Source organism: Caulobacter sp. GW821-FHT11E11, assembly GCF_058808315.1.
In genome coordinates this window covers 495,973-513,135 of record NZ_JBXARO010000002.1, presented here as the reverse complement: position 1 = coordinate 513,135, position 17,163 = coordinate 495,973, and the positions used below count along the sequence as shown (strand labels likewise).

Annotated in this window: 13 protein-coding genes and 1 tRNA gene; 5 read left to right on the top strand and 9 right to left on the bottom strand. The window is 69.0% G+C overall.

Features of this window, described 5'->3' with window-relative positions; genetic code table 11:
• Positions 1–27: 27 nt before the first annotated feature.
• A complete protein-coding gene (locus AC1RR5_RS06475; RefSeq protein ID WP_492920575.1) occupies positions 28–4,158 on the bottom strand; it encodes a translocation/assembly module TamB domain-containing protein in 4,131 nt (1,376 codons plus the stop codon).
• Between the two features lie 71 nt (positions 4,159–4,229).
• Positions 4,230–6,014: an autotransporter assembly complex protein TamA gene (locus AC1RR5_RS06470; RefSeq protein ID WP_492920324.1), complete on the bottom strand. Its 1,785-nt coding sequence runs from the start codon at positions 6,012–6,014 to the stop codon at positions 4,230–4,232.
• Between the two features lie 256 nt (positions 6,015–6,270).
• Here AC1RR5_RS06470 and AC1RR5_RS06465 point away from each other — a divergent pair, with 256 nt between their 5' ends.
• From AC1RR5_RS06465 to AC1RR5_RS06455, 3 genes are read left to right on the top strand one after another with little or no spacing between them, the layout of a single operon-like run.
• Positions 6,271–7,794 (top strand): circularly permuted type 2 ATP-grasp protein, encoded by a 1,524-nt coding sequence (locus AC1RR5_RS06465; protein WP_492920322.1) that lies wholly within the window; start codon positions 6,271–6,273, stop codon positions 7,792–7,794.
• Positions 7,791–8,735 carry an alpha-E domain-containing protein gene (locus AC1RR5_RS06460; protein ID WP_492920320.1) on the top strand — a complete coding sequence of 315 codons (945 nt, stop codon included), beginning with the start codon at positions 7,791–7,793 and terminating at the stop codon, positions 8,733–8,735. The genes AC1RR5_RS06465 and AC1RR5_RS06460 overlap by 4 nt, the downstream gene beginning before the upstream one ends.
• Positions 8,736–8,746: 11 nt before the next feature.
• Positions 8,747–9,733: a transglutaminase family protein gene (locus AC1RR5_RS06455; RefSeq protein ID WP_492920318.1), complete on the top strand. Its 987-nt coding sequence runs from the start codon at positions 8,747–8,749 to the stop codon at positions 9,731–9,733.
• A 17-nt stretch (positions 9,734–9,750) separates the two neighbouring features.
• Here the strand turns inward: AC1RR5_RS06455 and AC1RR5_RS06450 are convergent, their stop codons facing one another.
• The 5 genes from AC1RR5_RS06450 to AC1RR5_RS06430 all read right to left on the bottom strand — a co-directional run bounded on the left by AC1RR5_RS06450 (position 9,751) and on the right by AC1RR5_RS06430 (position 13,347).
• Positions 9,751–10,107 (bottom strand): PilZ domain-containing protein, encoded by a 357-nt coding sequence (locus AC1RR5_RS06450; RefSeq protein WP_454716727.1) that lies wholly within the window; start codon positions 10,105–10,107, stop codon positions 9,751–9,753.
• A gap of 111 nt (positions 10,108–10,218) precedes the next feature.
• Positions 10,219–11,238, bottom strand: coding sequence for a sulfate/molybdate ABC transporter ATP-binding protein (locus tag AC1RR5_RS06445; RefSeq protein ID WP_492920317.1), 1,020 nt, complete (start codon positions 11,236–11,238; stop codon positions 10,219–10,221).
• 15 nt (positions 11,239–11,253) lie between these two features.
• Complete coding sequence (gene cysW, locus AC1RR5_RS06440) at positions 11,254–12,108, bottom strand: sulfate ABC transporter permease subunit CysW (protein WP_492920316.1); 855 nt, start codon at positions 12,106–12,108, stop codon at positions 11,254–11,256.
• On the bottom strand, positions 12,108–12,980 hold the full coding sequence (cysT, locus tag AC1RR5_RS06435; RefSeq protein ID WP_492920315.1) for a sulfate ABC transporter permease subunit CysT: 873 nt from the start codon (positions 12,978–12,980) through the stop codon (positions 12,108–12,110). Before cysT ends, cysW begins: the two co-directional genes overlap by 1 nt.
• A 292-nt stretch (positions 12,981–13,272) precedes the next feature.
• Positions 13,273–13,347: transfer RNA gene (locus AC1RR5_RS06430), tRNA-Lys, on the bottom strand.
• 127 nt (positions 13,348–13,474) lie between these two features.
• Between AC1RR5_RS06430 and AC1RR5_RS06425 the strand changes: the two genes are divergently transcribed.
• On the top strand, positions 13,475–14,212 hold the full coding sequence (locus AC1RR5_RS06425) for a hypothetical protein (RefSeq protein ID WP_492920314.1): 738 nt from the start codon (positions 13,475–13,477) through the stop codon (positions 14,210–14,212).
• Here the strand turns inward: AC1RR5_RS06425 and tgt are convergent.
• Together tgt and queA are read right to left on the bottom strand one after the other, a co-directional pair.
• Positions 14,209–15,327, bottom strand: coding sequence for a tRNA guanosine(34) transglycosylase Tgt (gene tgt / locus AC1RR5_RS06420; RefSeq protein WP_492920574.1), 1,119 nt, complete (start codon positions 15,325–15,327; stop codon positions 14,209–14,211). The two genes, AC1RR5_RS06425 and tgt, sit on opposite strands and share 4 nt — an antisense overlap.
• The gene (queA, locus tag AC1RR5_RS06415) at positions 15,324–16,424 is read right to left on the bottom strand and encodes a tRNA preQ1(34) S-adenosylmethionine ribosyltransferase-isomerase QueA (protein ID WP_492920313.1); all 1,101 of its coding nucleotides are present in this window, start codon (positions 16,422–16,424) and stop codon (positions 15,324–15,326) included. The genes tgt and queA overlap by 4 nt, the downstream gene beginning before the upstream one ends.
• Before the next feature lie 127 nt (positions 16,425–16,551).
• Between queA and AC1RR5_RS06410 the strand changes: the two genes are divergently transcribed.
• Positions 16,552–17,151 carry a hypothetical protein gene (locus AC1RR5_RS06410; protein WP_492920312.1) on the top strand — a complete coding sequence of 200 codons (600 nt, stop codon included), beginning with the start codon at positions 16,552–16,554 and terminating at the stop codon, positions 17,149–17,151.
• Positions 17,152–17,163: the final 12 nt, after the last annotated feature.

Here is a 17,163-nt window from a genome sequence, read left to right as displayed (position 1 = left end):
CGGTCGCCCGCGCAACAGCCTTGCCTTTTAGTAGTCCTTTCTCCAGCGAACGGAAAGCTTCGCGTCGTTCTGGCCGCCGATCCTGGAGACCAGCGACAGGGTCCGGCGAATCCGCCACTCGACTTGCGCGGCGGGACCTTCGCGGCCGCCACCGATGATCTCGACATAGACGTCGTCGGTCACGTACTTGCCGCCCGACACCGTCATGCCCGTGGCGCTCTCGGCGAAGGCCAGGCGGTCCAGCCGCGCGAAGCTGCGCAGGTTGCCGATCACGTCGAAGCCGCCGCCGCCGGCCAGAGACGCCAGGGCCGAAGCCAGCTGGGCGGCCTCGATCGGCGACAGCTGGGCGGCCGACGAGCCGAACAGCACCTGGCTGAGCACCTCGTCGCTGGGCAGTTCGGGCTTGGAGGTCAGGGTGATCTCCGGCTTGGCCGCCGTGCCCTGGATCCGCACCACGGCGGTCAGGGACGCGTCCTCACGCGAGGCCGACAGGTCCAGGCGGATGCGGTCCAGCTGGCTGGACAGATAGACCGTGCCGTCGTCGTCGAACTCGAACCGCTTGCCGGCGAAGTCGTACTCGCCGCGCACCACGCGGGCGACGCCGCTCAGCGACGGGGCCAGCGAGGTGCCGCCGACATGGGCGTCCAGCGACAGCTCCACGTCCAAACCGCGGCCGCGCACGAACACCCGGCGCGAGGCCTTCAGATCCAGGTCCAGGATCATGCCGCCGGTGTTGGGGCGGCGCTGCAGGCCCTGGTCCAGGTCCTGCGGGCGATTGCGCTCGATGACGTCCATGGCCACGACGCCGACCGGGGTCTTGCTCTGGGCCGAGACGTCCGCGCGGTCGATGGTCACCGCGCCGGCCAGCTTGATCTTGCCGTCGGCCGAGCGGTTGACGGTCGCCGAGCCGGTGGCCACGGCCGAGGCCAGGTCGTTGTCGATGAGGCGGAAGCCCTTGAGGTCGAGCTTGAAGCTGCCGACGCCGTCACGCGCCAGGCTGATGCGTCCGGCGCCTGAGATCGTGCCGCCCTGCCCATCCTCGCCGATGGCCTGGCTGACGTCGATGGCGTTGTCGGCCAGGGCCGAGCGCAGGGTGACGTTCTTGAGGCGCAGGCCGGTCTGGCCGTCCTCGAAGCCGCCATTGTCCAGGGTCGCCTGGCCGATCAGGCGCGGGTCGGCCAGGGTGCCGCCCAGGCTGGCCTGCAGGTTGATCCGGCCCGACAGCGAGCGGTCGGCGCCCATCAACAGGTTCCACAGCGGCTTGATCTCGCCCTGGGCCGAGAAGCGTCCCTGCACGCCGCGCTTCTTGCTGACGACCAGGCTGAGCGGCTTGGCCGAGGCCTCGACCGGCAGCACCAGATTGGCTTCAGCCTTCAGGCCTTGGCGGTTGTCGCCGTCGGCCACGATGGTCAGCTGGTTGTCGGTCAGGTCGCCATGGATCTTGGCGTCCAGCGACTGCTCGATCTTGGCGCCGCGCTCGCGGGCGTTGGCCAGGCGCATGTCGAAGTCGCCGGTCAGGGTCTCGCCTTGGCCGCGCAGATTGAAGGCGCCGTTGATGTCGCCCTCGAGGTCGGGGTTGAAGGCGGTGATGGCCACGTCGGCCAACTCGGCCTTGAGCATCGCCGTCGCGCCGCCAATGTCGGCGTCGATGTCGGCGCGACCCTTGTCGATGGCCAGGCGCAGGCGGGCCTGGGTCGGGCCGTCGCCGAAATGGATCTTGGCCGTCTCACGGGTCTTGATCTCGGTGCGGCCCATGCGGCCGGCGGCATCCAGGGCCAGGTCGTAGGCCTTGCCAGCCTGGGCGAGCTCGCCCGTGCCGCCGATGCGCCAGCGACCGCCGGGGGCGTCGCCGCGGGCGTCGATCGACAGCGGCAGGCGGGCCAGCGGGCCGTCGGCCTTGATCCGCGCCGAGCGCACCTTCCAGGCGCCGAACGCGACCTCCTCGGCGGTCAGGTCCAGAGTCGCGGCGGCCGAACCGCCGCCGGGCGCGTCGACCAGCTTGGCCGAGCCCTTGACCTGGCCTTGCGGCAGGAAGGCGCCAGGGCCGACGGCCAGCGTCAGGTCGGCGGTGGCCGGCAGGCCGTCGCGCAGGGACATCGCGCCCTTGGCCTTTGCGCCGCCGGCGTCGACATCCAGTTCAGACAGCTCGATGCCGCCTTGCGAGAAACGGAAGGCCGTGCGGCCGCGCGCCGGGCCGTACTGGCTGTCGGCCTGCAGCGCCGCGACGCCGTCAGTGGCGTTGGCGCCGCGCGCGAAGGTCAGGGTCAGGTGCGCCTTGGTCAGCGGCAGGCGCGGCAGGTCGATGCTGTCGAAGTCGGCGTTCAGCTCGGCCTGCGGCGCTGCCAGCGTGCCGCCGATGTGGCCGTCGCCCGCCGCCTTGCCGGCGATCTCGACCGGACCGGCGCTGAACGGACCTGTCGCGGTCCAGTCCAGCTTGAAGTCCAGGCCAAGGGCCTTGGCGACGGTCATCTTGCCCGAGGACTTCAGGCTGGCGTTGGTCCCGTCCAGCTTGGCGTCGGCGATGCTCAGGACACCATCGTTCCAGGCGCCCTTGCCGGCCAGACGCGGGGTCGCGCCCAGCAGGCGGTCGATCTCGGCATAGCCGGTGGCGAAGTTGGCGGCGCGGCTGTCGACGGTGAAGCTCCACGGCCGGTTGGCGAAGCTGGAGGCCGTCCACTTGGCCAGCAGCGAACCCTTCGCGCCGGCGCGCACCGGGCCCATGCTGGCCACGCGCATCTCGCCGTCGAACGACAGGCCGCCCAGCACGCCGCGCTCGCCCTTGCCGGTGACGATCAGGTTCGGGGCGTCGATGCGGGCCGCCTTGATCAGGAAGCGCCCGCCCTTGACCCGCGCCCCCTCGAAGGTCGCTTTGGGGCTGGATCCCAGCAGGGCCAGCAAGCCCGTGCCGCCGCCGCCCGATGAGGTCGCCGCCGCCTTGATCTCCAGCTCGCCCTTGGCAAGGCGGACCATGGCCGGCCCCTTGGCGCGCTTGAGGCGGTACCCGAGCAACTCCAGGTCGGCGACGTCGACATCGCCCTCGACCGAGAAGCCGCCCTCCTCCAGGCGGAAGACGCCGTCGACCAGGCCGCGGCCCATCTGCGGGATGGTCACAATGCGCTTCAGCGCTGCGACCTGGGCGGTGAAGGCGATGCCGTCCGGACCGGTGCGCTTCTTGGCCAGGTCGGCCAGGCCGTGGCCCTGTAGCGTCAGGTTCTGGGCGCGGATGTCCAGGTTCAGGTTCGACAGGCCGTCCTTGGTGGCCTTCTTGCCGTCGAGCGTGAAGTTGGCCTCGGGGCCGAACATCTTCTCCAGCCGCTCGGTCCAGCGCGAGGCGCCCAGGTCCAGCCGGCCGCGCGCCGAGCCACCCTGTTCGGTCCAGGCGCCGTCGGCCTGCAGTGGGATCGTCTTGCCCGAGCGGGCCAGGATGTTGAACGCCGCGCGGCTGATCGTGCCGTCGGCCTTGGCTTTGAGGTCAAAGGTGCGGTCGGCCGGCAGGCCCAGGGCGCCGGCGATGGCGCCGCCATTGGCCTCGGTCGCGTCGGCCTTCAAGTGCAGGGTCTTGGAGCGCCCCAGGTCGAAGTCGAGGTTCAGGTGGTCGCCGACATGCAGGCGCGAGGCGACGGCCAGCTTGCCCTTCTGCCCGCCCTGCCGGGCCATCTCGTAGTCGCCGCCGACGTCGAAGTCACCCTCGCGGCCGCTGAACTCGGGCCGGGTGACCAGGCGGAACTTGAAGGCGTCCAGATCGACCGACACCGGCGCGGCGCCGGACTTGGGGCCCTTGGGCGTCATGGTCGGACGGCGCAGGACGATGACGTCGCGAGCGTCGACGCGCTCGGCGTGGAAGCGGCGCCCGAACAGCTCGGTGGCGCGCCAGGCGACCCGGATGTCGTGGGCCTCCAGCCAGACGCCCTTTTCGTCGGTGATGGTCAGGCGGCGAACGCCGAAGTCCTTCCAGATGTCGCCCGACAGGCCTTCGATATGCAGCTTGCCGATCCGGCCCAGCTTCAGGCCCGAGGCGCGGGCCTCCAGGAACATCCGGCCCTGCGGCGTGATCGGGACGAAGCGCAGGCCGCCGGCCATGACGATCAGGATGGCCGCCAGGATCGCCGAGGCGATCAGCAGAGCGCCGCCCCAGCCGACCTTCTTGGCGACCTTCACCGCGGCCTCGCCCGTCGCCTCGGCGGCGTGGACGACCGTTTCGGTCAGGTCAGGCTTGTCCTGCTCCTGGCTCAAAAGCTTTGCCCGATGCTGAGATAGATCTGGAACGCCGGGTCGCCCTTGCGGCGGCCCAGCGGCGCGGCGATGTCGGCGCGGATCGGGCCAAAGCCCAGGTCGTAACGGACACCGAAACCGGCGCCGGCCCGGAAGTCCTCGCGGCGCGGGGTCTTGCCGCTGCCGATGGCGCCGGCGTCGATGAAGGCCACGCCGCTCCATTTCGAGGTGATCTTCTGGCGCAGCTCGAACGAGGTCTCGACCAGCGAGACGCCGCCCTGGGGCGTGTTGTCGGTCAGACGCGGGCCGATGGCCTGGTAGGCGTAGCCGCGCACCGAGCCGCCGCCGCCGGCGTAGAAGCGCCGTGAGGCCGGGACGTCGGGAATGCTGCCGCCCAGCATGGCGCCCAGCTTGACCCGGGTGGCCAGCACGGTGCTCGCGCCCTTGCCGACCGGCAGGTAGATCGAGCCCTGGGTCGTCAGCTTCAGATACGGCAGCGTCGTGTCGCCGACCACGTAGGTCGGCTCGCCGCGAGCCTCCAGACGCCAGCCGCGCTTGGGATCCAGGATGCTGTCGGAGAAGTCCCAGGCATAGGCCGCCAGGCCCGCGACGGTGACCAGATTCAGCTTGCGGCCCGCGACCGAGCCGTTGCGGCTGATCTGCTCCTTGGTCTGGGACAGGTCCATCGACACGCCGAAGGTGCGATAGGACGTGGTCTGCCGCCGCTTGGTCAGGTCGACCCCGACCGTGGCGCCGGTTTCGTTATAGGCGTCGGTGTCGTTGCGGAAGACCGAGCTGTTCAGCTTCAGGGTCTGCTGCGGCCGCCGCCAGTGGGGCAGCGAGATCTCCGCGCCCAGCCGCTGCTCCAGCTTGGCGAAGCGCACCGCATAGGTCGTGGTGTCGGCGCGTTTCAGCCGATTGTAGCGGCTCCAGCGCACGTCGACGCCCGCGCCTTCGCTGGTCGAATAGCCGGCGCTGGTTTCGATGGTGCGCGAGCGGCGGTCGGCCAGGGTGACGACGACGGGCCGCAGCCCCTCGGGCGTAGCCTTCTCCGGTTCGGCCAGCGAGACCGAGATCGAGTCGTAGACGCTGGTGTCGCGCAGGCGGCGTTCCAGCTCGGCGACGTCTTCGGGATCGTAGACCTCACCGGCCTTCCACGGCGCCAGGTGCGAGACCCAGGCGGGATTGGTCCGGCCCTTGGTGACGACCTCAATGCCGTCCATGCGGACCAGGGTTCCCGAGGCGATCTTGAAGGCCGGTCGGACGGTGTGGTCGGCGTGGTCGACGATGACCTCGCGCGGCTCGGCGGCGGCGTCGGCATAGCCCAGCTTGGCGACCTGGGCGACGATGCGCCCCTCCGCGCCAACGACGTCGGCGGCGCGGCCGGGCTCGCCCTGGGTCAGGCGCATGGCGGCGGCGGCGCGCTGGCGGGTGCCCTCGTCGGGCGGCGCGCCCGACCAGTCGATGCGCGGATCGGCGATGACGAAGGCCGGGCCGGGCGTGATCTTGACCACCGCCCGGGGCGGCTCGCCGTCCAGAACGTCGGGCTCGACGGTGTAGGCGTAGTAGCCTTCGGCGCGCAGCACGGCGATGGAATCTTCGCCGGCCTGGCGGGCGCGGCGGCGGGCTTCGGCGCGGCTTTGGGCCGGATGCTTGGATTCGGTCAGGGCGCGCTGGATGGCTTCGCGCAAGGCCTTGTCGTCGACGCCTTGGATCTGGGCCATCGGTTCGTCGGCGCGGGCAGCCGAGGCCGCCAGCAAAGTCACCGCCGTCAACGCGAGGGAAGTCCGCCCAAGCACCAAATCACGTTCCCCGCGCGAAGCGCCCCCGCCCCTGCTGTAGTCTGGGGTTTGCGCCGTGTCACGACAGGAAATGCAACGAACTTGACCCTAGCGGCGCTTCTCAAAGCGAGCGATCGGCGCCCAAATGCTGGGCAGTCGTGCGCATCTTCGCGGCGAACGACGAATCCGCCGCGCGAGACGCTTGCAACGCTCTAGAGTCGGGATGACGCGGCGCCTCCAGCGGCGCGTCCAAAGCAATGAGAACGTGGACAAAAGCGTGGCGGCGAAGACCCAAACCCTGGACGACGCACCAACCCTGCCGATGACGGAGGCGGCGTACCTGCCGGGGGTCGCCTACGACGAGATGTTCACGCCCGACGGCGAGGTCCGGCCGCACTACGATCCGCTGCACGGGCGTATGTCGACCCTGGGCGCGGAAGAGTTGGCGGGCCGCCAGCGGACGCTGGAGCGGTCCTTCCTGCTGCAGGGCATCACTTTCACGGTCTATGGCGCGGACAACACCACCGAGCGGGTGATGCCGACCGACCTGTTCCCGCGCATCATCCCCGCCGACGAGTGGAAGCGGATCGAAGCGGGCCTGACCCAGCGGCTGCAGGCGCTGAACCTGTTCCTGGCCGACATCTATGGCGACCAGCAGATCCTGATGGACGGCGTCGTGCCGCGCGAGCTGGTGCTGGGCGCGCCCTCGTACCGCCGCGAAATGCAGCACCTGTATGTGCCGCATAAGGCCTACGCCAATGTCTGCGGCAGCGACCTGATCCGCTGCCAGGACGGCCAGTTCGCGGTGCTGGAGGACAACCTCCGCGTCCCGTCCGGCGTCTCGTACATGCTGGCCAACCGCGACGCGGCCAAGCGCACCTTCCCCGGCACCTATCGCGCCGCCGGCGTGCGGCCGGTCGAGCGGTATCCCGACCTGCTGCTGTCGACGCTGAAGAGCATGGCCGCCGACTGGCGTAACGAGCCGCAGGTCGTGGTGCTGACGCCGGGCGTCTACAACAGCGCCTATTACGAGCACGCCTACCTGGCCCGCCTGATGGGCGTGCCGCTGGTCGAGGGCCGTGATCTCGTGGTGCACGAGAACATGGTCTACATGCGCACGACCAGCGGCATCCGCCGGATCGACGTGATCTATCGCCGGGTCGACGACGACTTCATCGACCCCCTCACCTTCCGGCGCGACAGCTCGCTGGGCGCGGCCGGCCTGTTCAACGCCTATCGCGCGGGCAATGTGGTGATCTGCAACGCCCCCGGCACCGGCGTCGCCGACGACAAAGCCGTCTACGCCTATGTCCCCGACATCATCCGCTACTACCTGGGCGAAGACGCCATCCTGCCCAACATCGAGACCTTCCTCTGCCGCGAGAAGCGCCAGATGAGCCACGTGCTGGAGAACCTGGACAAGTACGTAGTCAAGGCGGTCGGCGCCTCGGGCGGCTACGGCATGCTGGTCGGCCCGCACGCCAGCCAGAAGGAGCGCGACGACTTCGCCGACGCGATCAAGGCCGATCCCGACAACTATATCGCCCAGCCGACCATCCAGCTGTCGACCGCGCCTTGCCTGGTCGACGGCCGCATCGAGCCGCGCCACGTCGATCTGCGTCCCTTCATCCTGTCGGGCGAGAAGACCATCGTCACGCCTGGCGCCCTCACCCGCGTAGCGCTGAAGCGCGGCTCGCTGGTGGTCAATTCCAGCCAGGGCGGCGGGTCGAAGGACACCTGGGTTCTGACTGAAGAGAACGGCCACTCCAATGGCCAGACGAACGGGAGCGCCCGCCCATGATGCTCGCGCGCGTGGCCGACAGCCTCTACTGGCTAGGTCGATACATCGAACGGGCCGAGCACCTGTCGCGCCTGTCATCGGTCATGCTGAACGCCCAGCTGGACCAGACCGACTCCGGGACCCAGGCGGTCTGGATCGCCATGGCCGCCGTCGGCGAGGCCAATGACGGCGAAAGCATCAACTCGTTCGAGGCCGCCCAGGCCCTGGTGCTGGACCGTCAGGACCACAACTCTGTCGTCTCTTCCCTGGCCCGCGCCCGCGAGAACGCCCGCCAGGTGCGCGACCAGATCACCACCGAGACCTGGGAGCGGCTGAACCTGCTGTACCTGAAGGTCACAGACGCCAAGGCCGGCAAGGAGTTCTCGGACGGCTCGGCCAACTTCCTGCACGACGTCATCGCCGACCTGCACCTGTTCAAGGGCGCGGCCGACACCACCATGAGCCACGGCGAAAGCTGGCGGTTCATGATGCTGGGCATCTACATGGAGCGCGCCCAGCTGGTCTCGCGCCTGCTGGAGGTCTGTTTCGCCGAAAGCCCGGCCCACGGCCAGGTAGACGACCACGTGGCCCTGGTCAGCGTGCTGCGCATGGCCTGCGCGCTGGAGCCCTATCTGCGGGTCTACACCGCCGAGATCGAGCCCCGGCACATCCTGGAGTTCCTGGTCTTCGACGAGGACTTCCCGCGCTCGATCCGCTTCGCGACCACCCAGATCGAGCAGCACCTGTCGGCCATGGCCCGCGGCGGCGGCGGTGAGCGCGCCGGTCCCGAACGCCTGGCTGGCCGCCTCAAGGCCCGCCTACAGTTCGCCGACCTCGACGAGCTGGAAGCCGTCGGCGCCGGCCCGCTACTGACCACCGTCGTCAACGAGTGCGCCCGCATCCACGAAGCGATCTACGAGACGTTCGTGGCCTATCCGCTCGAAATGCGTCTTCCGGCCTAGGACAGAATCCAGTGCTGCTCGAAATCCGCCACGTCACCCAGTACCACTACGAGAAGCCCGTCCGGGAAAGCCTGATGGAGCTGTGGATGCAGCCCCAGAAGACCGCCCGCCAACGCCTGGTCAGCTTCGAGCTGGACCTGGAGCCTGCCGCCCAAGTGTTCTCGTACGCCGACAGCTTCGGCAACGCCGTCTATCACTTCGACGTGCCCCAGCCGCACGACAAGCTGACCATCATCGCCCGCTCGGCCGTCGAGACCGAGCCGACCGGCGAACGTCCCGACCACCTGGACATGGGCGAATGGGACCGGCTGCGCAGCGAGTTCGTGCGCGGCGAGTGCTTCGACTTCCTGCGCCCGCACGGTTTCGTCGAGACCACCGAAGCGCTGCGCGGCTTCATCAAGTCGCATGACCTGGACGACCTGAAGCGCAAGGACCCGCTGACGGCGGTCCGCACCCTGTCGGAAACGATCTACAAGGCCTTCGACTACCAGCCCGGCGTCACCGACGCCGACAGCCCGATCGACCTGGCCCTCGAGGCCGGCAGCGGCGTCTGCCAGGACTTCGCCCACATCATGCTGGCCGTCTGCCGCGAGTGGGGCATCCCGGCGCGCTACGTCTCGGGCTACCTGTTCACCGACCGCGACGCCGGCGATCGCTCGGACCCCGACGCCACCCACGCCTGGGTCGAGGTCTTCCTGCCCAGCCTGCGCTGGGTGGGGCTGGATCCGACCAACAACATGATGACCTGCGAGCGGCACGTGGCCGTGGCCGTCGGCCGCGACTATGCCGACGTCACCCCGTCACGCGGGGTCTACAAGGGCAATGCCGAGAGCCAGCTGGCGGTGGGCGTCACGGTGCGCCGGGCCCGCGCGGCGATAGCCGAGCCGGAATTCCTGCGCATGGCCCGTCCCAGCTTCGCCGGCGGCCGTCGCCGTCCGGACGCCGCCCTGAAGCAGGAGCTGCACCAGCAACAGCAGCAGCAGCAGCAGCAGCAGTGACCTACTGAAGGATCACTCTACTGAAGGATTTCCGGGGTCAGGGTCGCGGCGAAGCGGCGGGCGATGTCCAGCGCGCCGGCGGCGCCGCCGGCTCGGGGACCGATGCGTTCGGTCTGCAGGAACTGCACGCCGGCTTCGGTGCCCGAGCGCCAGACGACATGCGCCAGGTGCACCCGGCGTCCGCCCGCATCGACGAAGATGAACTTGTCCGGCGGCGTGGCGATGCCGGCCGTCGACAGGCGCGCGCCCTTCTCGGCGACGTCCAGCAGCGAGCACTTCCACGAGCGTGGATCATCCACGATGTAGATCTTGCGCGCGGCCGGCATCCGGGGGTGGACGCGACGCTCGGCGCCGGTGGGCTCGACCATGACCATGCGACCTAAGAACTCCCGCCGAGTCGTCCTGAGACGATTTTAGCGCAACCGGACGCAACGCGCGCCTACGTTGAACCGCGTTCGTCCGGTACCGGTATAACCGAGAGAAGCTTAGGCAGCGTAAACGTGCGCCTTGCGGGCCGCGATCTTCACCGTGCCCTGGAAACGGGCGGCTTCGGCGCGCGAGGCGCTGATCTCGATGGGACGTCCGTCCAGCGCCGTGGCGTTGACCGTGGTCAGGGCGCCCTGCACGTGGGCGCGCTCGACCCGCACCTCGAAGCCGCTGTCGTCCAGCACGAAGTCGTGCGGGCGGACATAGGCCGTGGCCGAGCCCTCGCGCACGCCGACGGCCGGCAGGCGCAGCAGGCCGGCGTTGAACTGGCCGCCGCTGACCTGGCCTTCGAAGCCGTTGGCCTCGCCGACGAAGCCGCAGACGAAGGCGGTCTCGGGCGTGTCATGCACTTGGTCGGGCGTGCCGATCTGCTCGATCACGCCCTTGTTGAGGATGGCCACGCGGTCGGCAAGCTCCAGGGCCTCTTCCTGGTCGTGGGTCACGAAGATGGTGGTCACGCCGGTGGCGTCATGGACTCGGCGCAGCTCCTTGCGCAGCGACTTGCGGACCGTGGCGTCCAGGGCCCCGAACGGCTCGTCCAGCAGCAGCACGCTGGGCTGCACGGCGAGCGCCCGCGACAGGGCCACGCGTTGGCGCTGGCCGCCCGATAGCTGCGAGGGGTAGCGCTTGCCCAGGCCGTCCAGCTCGACCAGCTTCAACAGCTCGTCGACGCGGCGGGCGATCTCGGCCTTGTCGGGCTTGTCCTTGCCCTTCCGCACATCCAGGCCGAACGCGATGTTCTTGGCCACGGTCATGTGCTTGAACAGCGCATATTGCTGGAACACGAAGCCCACGCGGCGATCGGCGGCCGAGGCGAAGGTCACGTCCTGCCCGTCGAACAGCACCTGGCCGGCGTCCGGGAACTCCAGGCCCGCGATCGTGCGCAGCAGCGTCGTCTTGCCCGACCCCGACGGCCCCAGCAGGGCCAGCAGTTCGCCGTCCTTGATCTCGAGATCGACCTTGTTCAGCGCCGGATAGCGGCCGAACTTCTTTTCGACGGAGCGGATGGAGATGGTCATGGGTCTTCAGTCCGTTCAGTGTCCGCCGCGGCCGCCGCGCGCGCCCGGCTGGGCGGCCTCGACCGCGGTCTTCAGCACCAGGGTCACCACGGCCAGCAGACACAGCAGGGCCGCGACGGCGAAGGCGCCGACGAAGTCGTACTCGTTGTAGAGGATCTCGACGTGCAGCGGCATGGTGTTGGTCAGGCCGCGGATGTGGCCGCTGACCACCGACACCGCGCCGAACTCGCCCATAGCGCGGGCGTTGCACAGCAGCACGCCGTACATCAGGCCCCAGCGCACGTTGGGGGCGGTCACCCGCCAGAAGGTGTAGAGCCCGCCAGCGCCCATCGACACGGCCGCCTCCTCCTCGCTGGTCCCCTGCTCCTGCATCAGCGGGATCAGCTCGCGGGCCACGAACGGGAAGGTGACGAAGACGGTCGCCAGCACGATGCCGGGCACGGCGAAGATGATCTTGATGTCGTTGTCGACCAGATAGTCGCCGAACCACCCCTGCAGGCCGAAAATCAGCACGTAGATCAGGCCAGCCACGACGGGCGACACCGAGAACGGCAGGTCGATCAGGGTGATCAGCAGCGACTTGCCCGGGAACTCGTGCTTGGCGATCGCCCAGGCGGCGCACAGGCCGAAGGCGGCGTTGAACGGCACCGAGATCGCGGCGGTGATCAGGGTCAGCTTCACGGCCGCCAGGGCGTCGGTGTTGTTGATCGCCTCCAAGGCCGTGCCAAAGCCCTTGCGCAGCGCCTCGGCGAAGACGGCGACCAGCGGCAGGATCAGCACCAGGGCCAGGAAGGCCATGACCGTGCCGATGACCAGGACCTTGGCCCACAGCGGATCGTCGGTAGCCTTGCGGTGAGACACGCCAGCCATCAGTCGAACCTCCGCGCCCAGGCCTGGATGGCGTTGATGACCAGCAGCATCGTGAACGAGACGGCCAGCATCACGACGGCGATCGTCGCGGCGCGGGCATATTCGAACTGCTCCAGCTGGATGATGATCAGCAGCGGCGCGATCTCGGACTTGTAGGGCATGTTGCCGGCGATGAAGATCACCGAGCCGTACTCGCCCACGCCCCGGGCAAAGGCCATGGCGAAGCCGGTCAGCCACGCAGGCGCCAAGGCCGGCAGGACGATGCGCAGGATGGTGTCGACCCGATTGGCGCCCAGGCTGGCGGCGGCCTCCTCGACGTCCTCGGCGGCGTCGCGCAGGACGGGCTCGATGGTGCGGACCACGAACGGCAGGCCGATGAAGATCAGGGCGATGGTCACGCCGACCGGGTTATAGGCTGCCTTGATGCCCAGGGGCGTCAGGAATTGCCCCACCCAGCCATTGGGCGAGTAGAGCGTCGCCAGCGCGATGCCGGCCACAGCCGTCGGCAGGGCGAACGGCAGGTCGACCAGGGCGTTGATGATCGTCTTGCCCGGAAACTCGTAACGGACCAGCGCCCAGGCGGTCAGCACGCCGAAGATGCTGTTGATCACCGCCGCCACGAACGCCGCGCCGAAGCTCAGGCGGTAGGCGGCCATCGACCGCTGCGACGTCGCCACGGCCCAGAACTCGGCCGGCGACTGCTGCGCGGCCTTCAGGACCACGGCGCTCAAGGGGATCAGGACGATCAGCGACAGCACCGTCAGCGTCACGCCCATCGTCAGGCCAAAGCCCGGAATAGCCGAACGCCTGCGGAACAGCGGCCGCTTGCCCTTGGAGCCGGACGGCCGGCGCGGGGCCGTGTCGGCGGTCATCGTCTGATCGTCGTCCAGGGTCCGGGCTCGCCACATAGCTCAAGGCAAAGGTTGAACGCGCCGGAACGGAGAAGGGTCCCGGCGGCGCTGCTGAAACTGAGCCGCTTAAATCTCTACCAGGGGAATGGGGCAAATGAGAAAACCCCGGTCGGGGGTGGAGAAAAACTGGCGAGACGGCGCCCAAGCGAAAGACGCGTCGCATCGCTTGGCCCTTGCCGGGCATTCGACCGTGGATCTCAGGAACACGGCGTATCTCGCGCCGCAGAACCTCTGTCAGATCAGAGGTTTGAATTGGTAGGCCGGGTGGGGTTCGAACCCACGACCATTCGATTAAAAGTCGAATGCTCTACCACTGAGCTACCGGCCCGCTAACGTCCGGCGGGAGCCGGTTGGAAGCGGCGCGGACCATAGGCGGGGGCCTTCCGCGCCGCAAGCATGGTTTCGCCGTTTTTCCGAGGGAAGACGGTAAAGCTGTGAGCGGGTTAGGGTGAGTCATGCGTAGAACCTTGCTTTTGGCGGTCTTTTGCGGCGCGGGCCTGGCTGGAACGGCCTTTGCCGGCCAGCAGGAGAAGCCGCCCCTGCTGGGCGCCCCGCCCTCCTCCGCTCAGGATTCGCCCGTCCAGCCGACCGACGACGGACGAATCAGGTCGACCTCGGAAGCCAATCGCGACGGCATCGGCGGGGCCATGACCGCGCCGCTGCGCGACGTGAACATCGTCCGCACCAAGATCCCGCGCGTGTTGCTGGAGGCGATGGACGATCCCTACCAGCGCCCAGCCAGAGCCGACTGCGCTGCGCTGATCAGCCTGGTCCAGCCGCTGGACGTGGCGCTGGGCGAGGATATCGACCGCAATCCGCCTTCCGAGAACGAGGACCTGATGGATCGCGGTCGCAAGGCGGCCGGCGGCGCGGCCCTGGGCGCGGTGGCCAGCGCGGCGCAGGACATGATCCCCATGCGCGGCTGGGTGAGGAAACTGACCGGGGCCGAGCGCCACGACCGGCTGGTGCAGAGCGCCGTGGCCTCGGGCGCGGTGCGGCGGGCCTATCTGAAGGGCCTGGGCGAGGCGCGCGGCTGCAATCCGCCGGCCACCCCACAGCACAAGCCGCCGGTCGCGGCGCCGGTGGTCGATCCGGGCATGCCGCCGCCCCGTGATCCCTACGGTCCGCGCAAGCCGCGCTTCCCGATCAACAAGGAAGAGGTCGCGCCGGTCCCGCAAGGACCTCGCTACTAGCCCTCGTTCAGGTGCCGGGCGCGGAAGTCGCGGCGGAACTGTTCGAAGCGCCCCTCCTCGATCGCCGCGCGCATGGCCGCCGTCAGGGCCTGGAAGAAGGCGATGTTGTGCCAGGACAGCAGCACCTGGCCCAGGATCTCCTCGGCCTTGAACAGGTGGCGCAGATAGGCCTTGGAATAGTCGCGGCTTGCCGGGCAGTCGCTGTCGGGATCCAGCGGCGACTCGTCCTCGGCAAACTTGGCGTTCTTCAGATTGATCGCGCCGTCCCAGGTCCAGGCTTGGCCATGGCGGCCCGAGCGTGTGGGCAGCACGCAGTCGAACATGTCGACGCCGCGCGCCACGGCTTCCACCAGGTCGATCGGCTTGCCGACGCCCATCAGGTAGCGAGGGCGATCCTCCGGCAGCATGCCGGGGGCGTAGTCCAGAACCTCGCACATGGCCTCGTGCCCCTCGCCGACCGCCAGGCCGCCGATGGCGTAGCCGTCGAAGCCGATCTCGCGCAGGCGGTCGGACGACTCGCGGCGCAGGGTCTCGAAGGTCGAGCCCTGCTGGATGCCGAACAGCACCTGGCTGTCGCGGGTCCCGAAGGCGTCCTTGGAACGCTGGGCCCAGCGAGCGGAGAGCTCCATGCCCTTGCGCGCTCTGGCCTCCTCGGCCGGCCAGGCGACGCACTCGTCCAGCTGCATGACGATGTCGCTGCCCAGCAGGTCGGCCTGGATCTCGATCGAGCGCTCGGGGGTCAGCACGTGCTTGGAGCCGTCGACGTGGCTGGAGAAGGTCACGGCCTCCTCGGTCAGCTTGCTGATGCCCGACAGGCTCATGACCTGAAAGCCGCCGCTGTCGGTCAGGATCGGCTTGTCCCAGCGCATGAACTTGTGCAGCCCGCCCAGCCGCGCCACCCGCTCGGCCGAGGGGCGCAACATCAGGTGGTAGGTGTTGCCCAGGATGATGTCGGCGCCGGTGTCCTTGACCTGGTCGACGGTCATGGCCTTCACCGTCGCGGCCGTGCCCACGGGCATGAAGGCCGGCGTGCGGATATCGCCGCGCGGGGTCTTCAGGACGCCGGTCCGAGCCTTGCCTTCGGTGGCCTTGATCTCGAAGGGAAACGCCATCAGCGGGCCTCGTCTTTGAACAGCAGGCTGCCGTCGCCGTAGGAATAGAAGCGGTAGCCCGTCGCGATCGCGTGCTCATAGGCCGCGCGCATGGTCGCCTGGCCGGCAAAGGCGCTGACCAGCATGAACAGGGTCGACTTGGGCAGGTGGAAGTTGGTCATCAGCACGTCGGCGGCGCGGAAGCGGTAGCCGGGGGTGATGAAGATGGCGGTCTCATCGGCGAACGGGCGGATGACGCCGTCCTCGCCGGTGGCGCTTTCCAGCAGGCGCAAGCTGGTGGTGCCGACGCAGACGATGCGGCCGCCGGCGGCATGGACGGCGTTCAGGGCGTCGGCGACATCGGCGGTCACCTCCCCGAACTCGGCGTGCATCTTGTGGTCGGCGAGGTCGTCGGTCTTGACCGGCAGAAAGGTCCCCGCCCCCACGTGCAGGGTGACGAAGTGCAGCGAGACGCCCTTGGCCTTGAGGGCCTCGAGCAGACTGGGCGTGAAGTGCAGGCCGGCTGTCGGGGCCGCCACCGAGCCGTCCTCACGGGCATAGACGGTCTGGTAGTCGGCGCGATCGCGCTCGTCCTCGCCCCGCTTGGCGGCGATGTAGGGCGGCAACGGCATGTCGCCGTGCTTGGCGATGCCGATGTCGAGGTCCGGACCCGAGACGTCGAAAGCCAGCACAACCTCGCCGCCCTCGTGCTTCTCGGCGATCGTGGCGTCCAGGCGGTCGCCTTCGCAGGCGCGGTCCTCGCTGGAACCGAACGCCACGCGGTCGCCGACCTTCAGCCGCTTGCCCGGGCGCATGAAGGCGCTCCAGCGGCTAGGCGAGATGCGGCGATGAAGGGTGGCCTCGACGGCGATGGGCGCACCGTCGCCGCCGCCCGTCGTGCGACCCTCGCGCAGGCCCGACAGGCGCGCCGGGATCACGCGGGTGTCGTTGAACACCAGGGCGTCGCCGGGACGCAGGAAGTCGGGAAGCTCGCGAACCACGTGGTCGGCCAGCGGTTGCCCCGGACGGACCACCAAGAAGCGCGCGGCGTCGCGCGGCTCGGCCGGACGCAGGGCGATATGGTCCTCGGGCAGGTCGAAATCGAAGTCGGAAAGGCGCATGGGCGGGCTTCAAGCGCACGATGGGCTGAGGACGTCAAGACATACGCCCTCACGCTAGCGCAATGGACAACCCTGGCGATACAGGGGCATGGTTTCGCATAACGACAATCTTCGGGGGAAGAACGCCATGAAACGCCTGCTGATCCCGGCGCTCGCGCCGCTGCTGCTGCTCGCCGCCTGCGAACAGAAGACCGCCGCGCCGGCCGCGCCGGTCCCTCCCGCTGAAGAGCGCACCGTCGCCACCCCGGCGACTGCCGAGGCGACCTTCAAGCATGACGCCGCCGTCGAGCTGACCGGCTTCTACTTCACCGAGACCCCCGTCCAAGCCGGGAACTGGAAACTGACCTCGCTGGATATCGGCCAGCCGTCCGACTTCGCCGACTGGGAAGCCGGCAAGCGCACCGAGACCTACGCCCCGATCTTCCTGGCCTTCGACGACGTCACCAGCCCGACGGCCGAGAACGAGCTGGGCCAGACCTATCACAAGGTCAGCTTGCGCCTGATGCCCGACAGCTACAGCGTCGACGGCAAGACCGTGCGCTTCCACGCCAACGACAAGCGCCTGGGCGAGGTGGTGCTGGAGCTCTATCCGGACCTGGCCGCCTACAAGACCGCCCGAAGCACAGGCCCCAACGGCGGCCTGCAGAAGCAGGTGTTCACCGGATCCCTGCAGATCGGCGCCGAGCGGATCCGCAACCTCAGCTTCTTCTACCATCCGGGCGAGTAAGCGACGCATCCT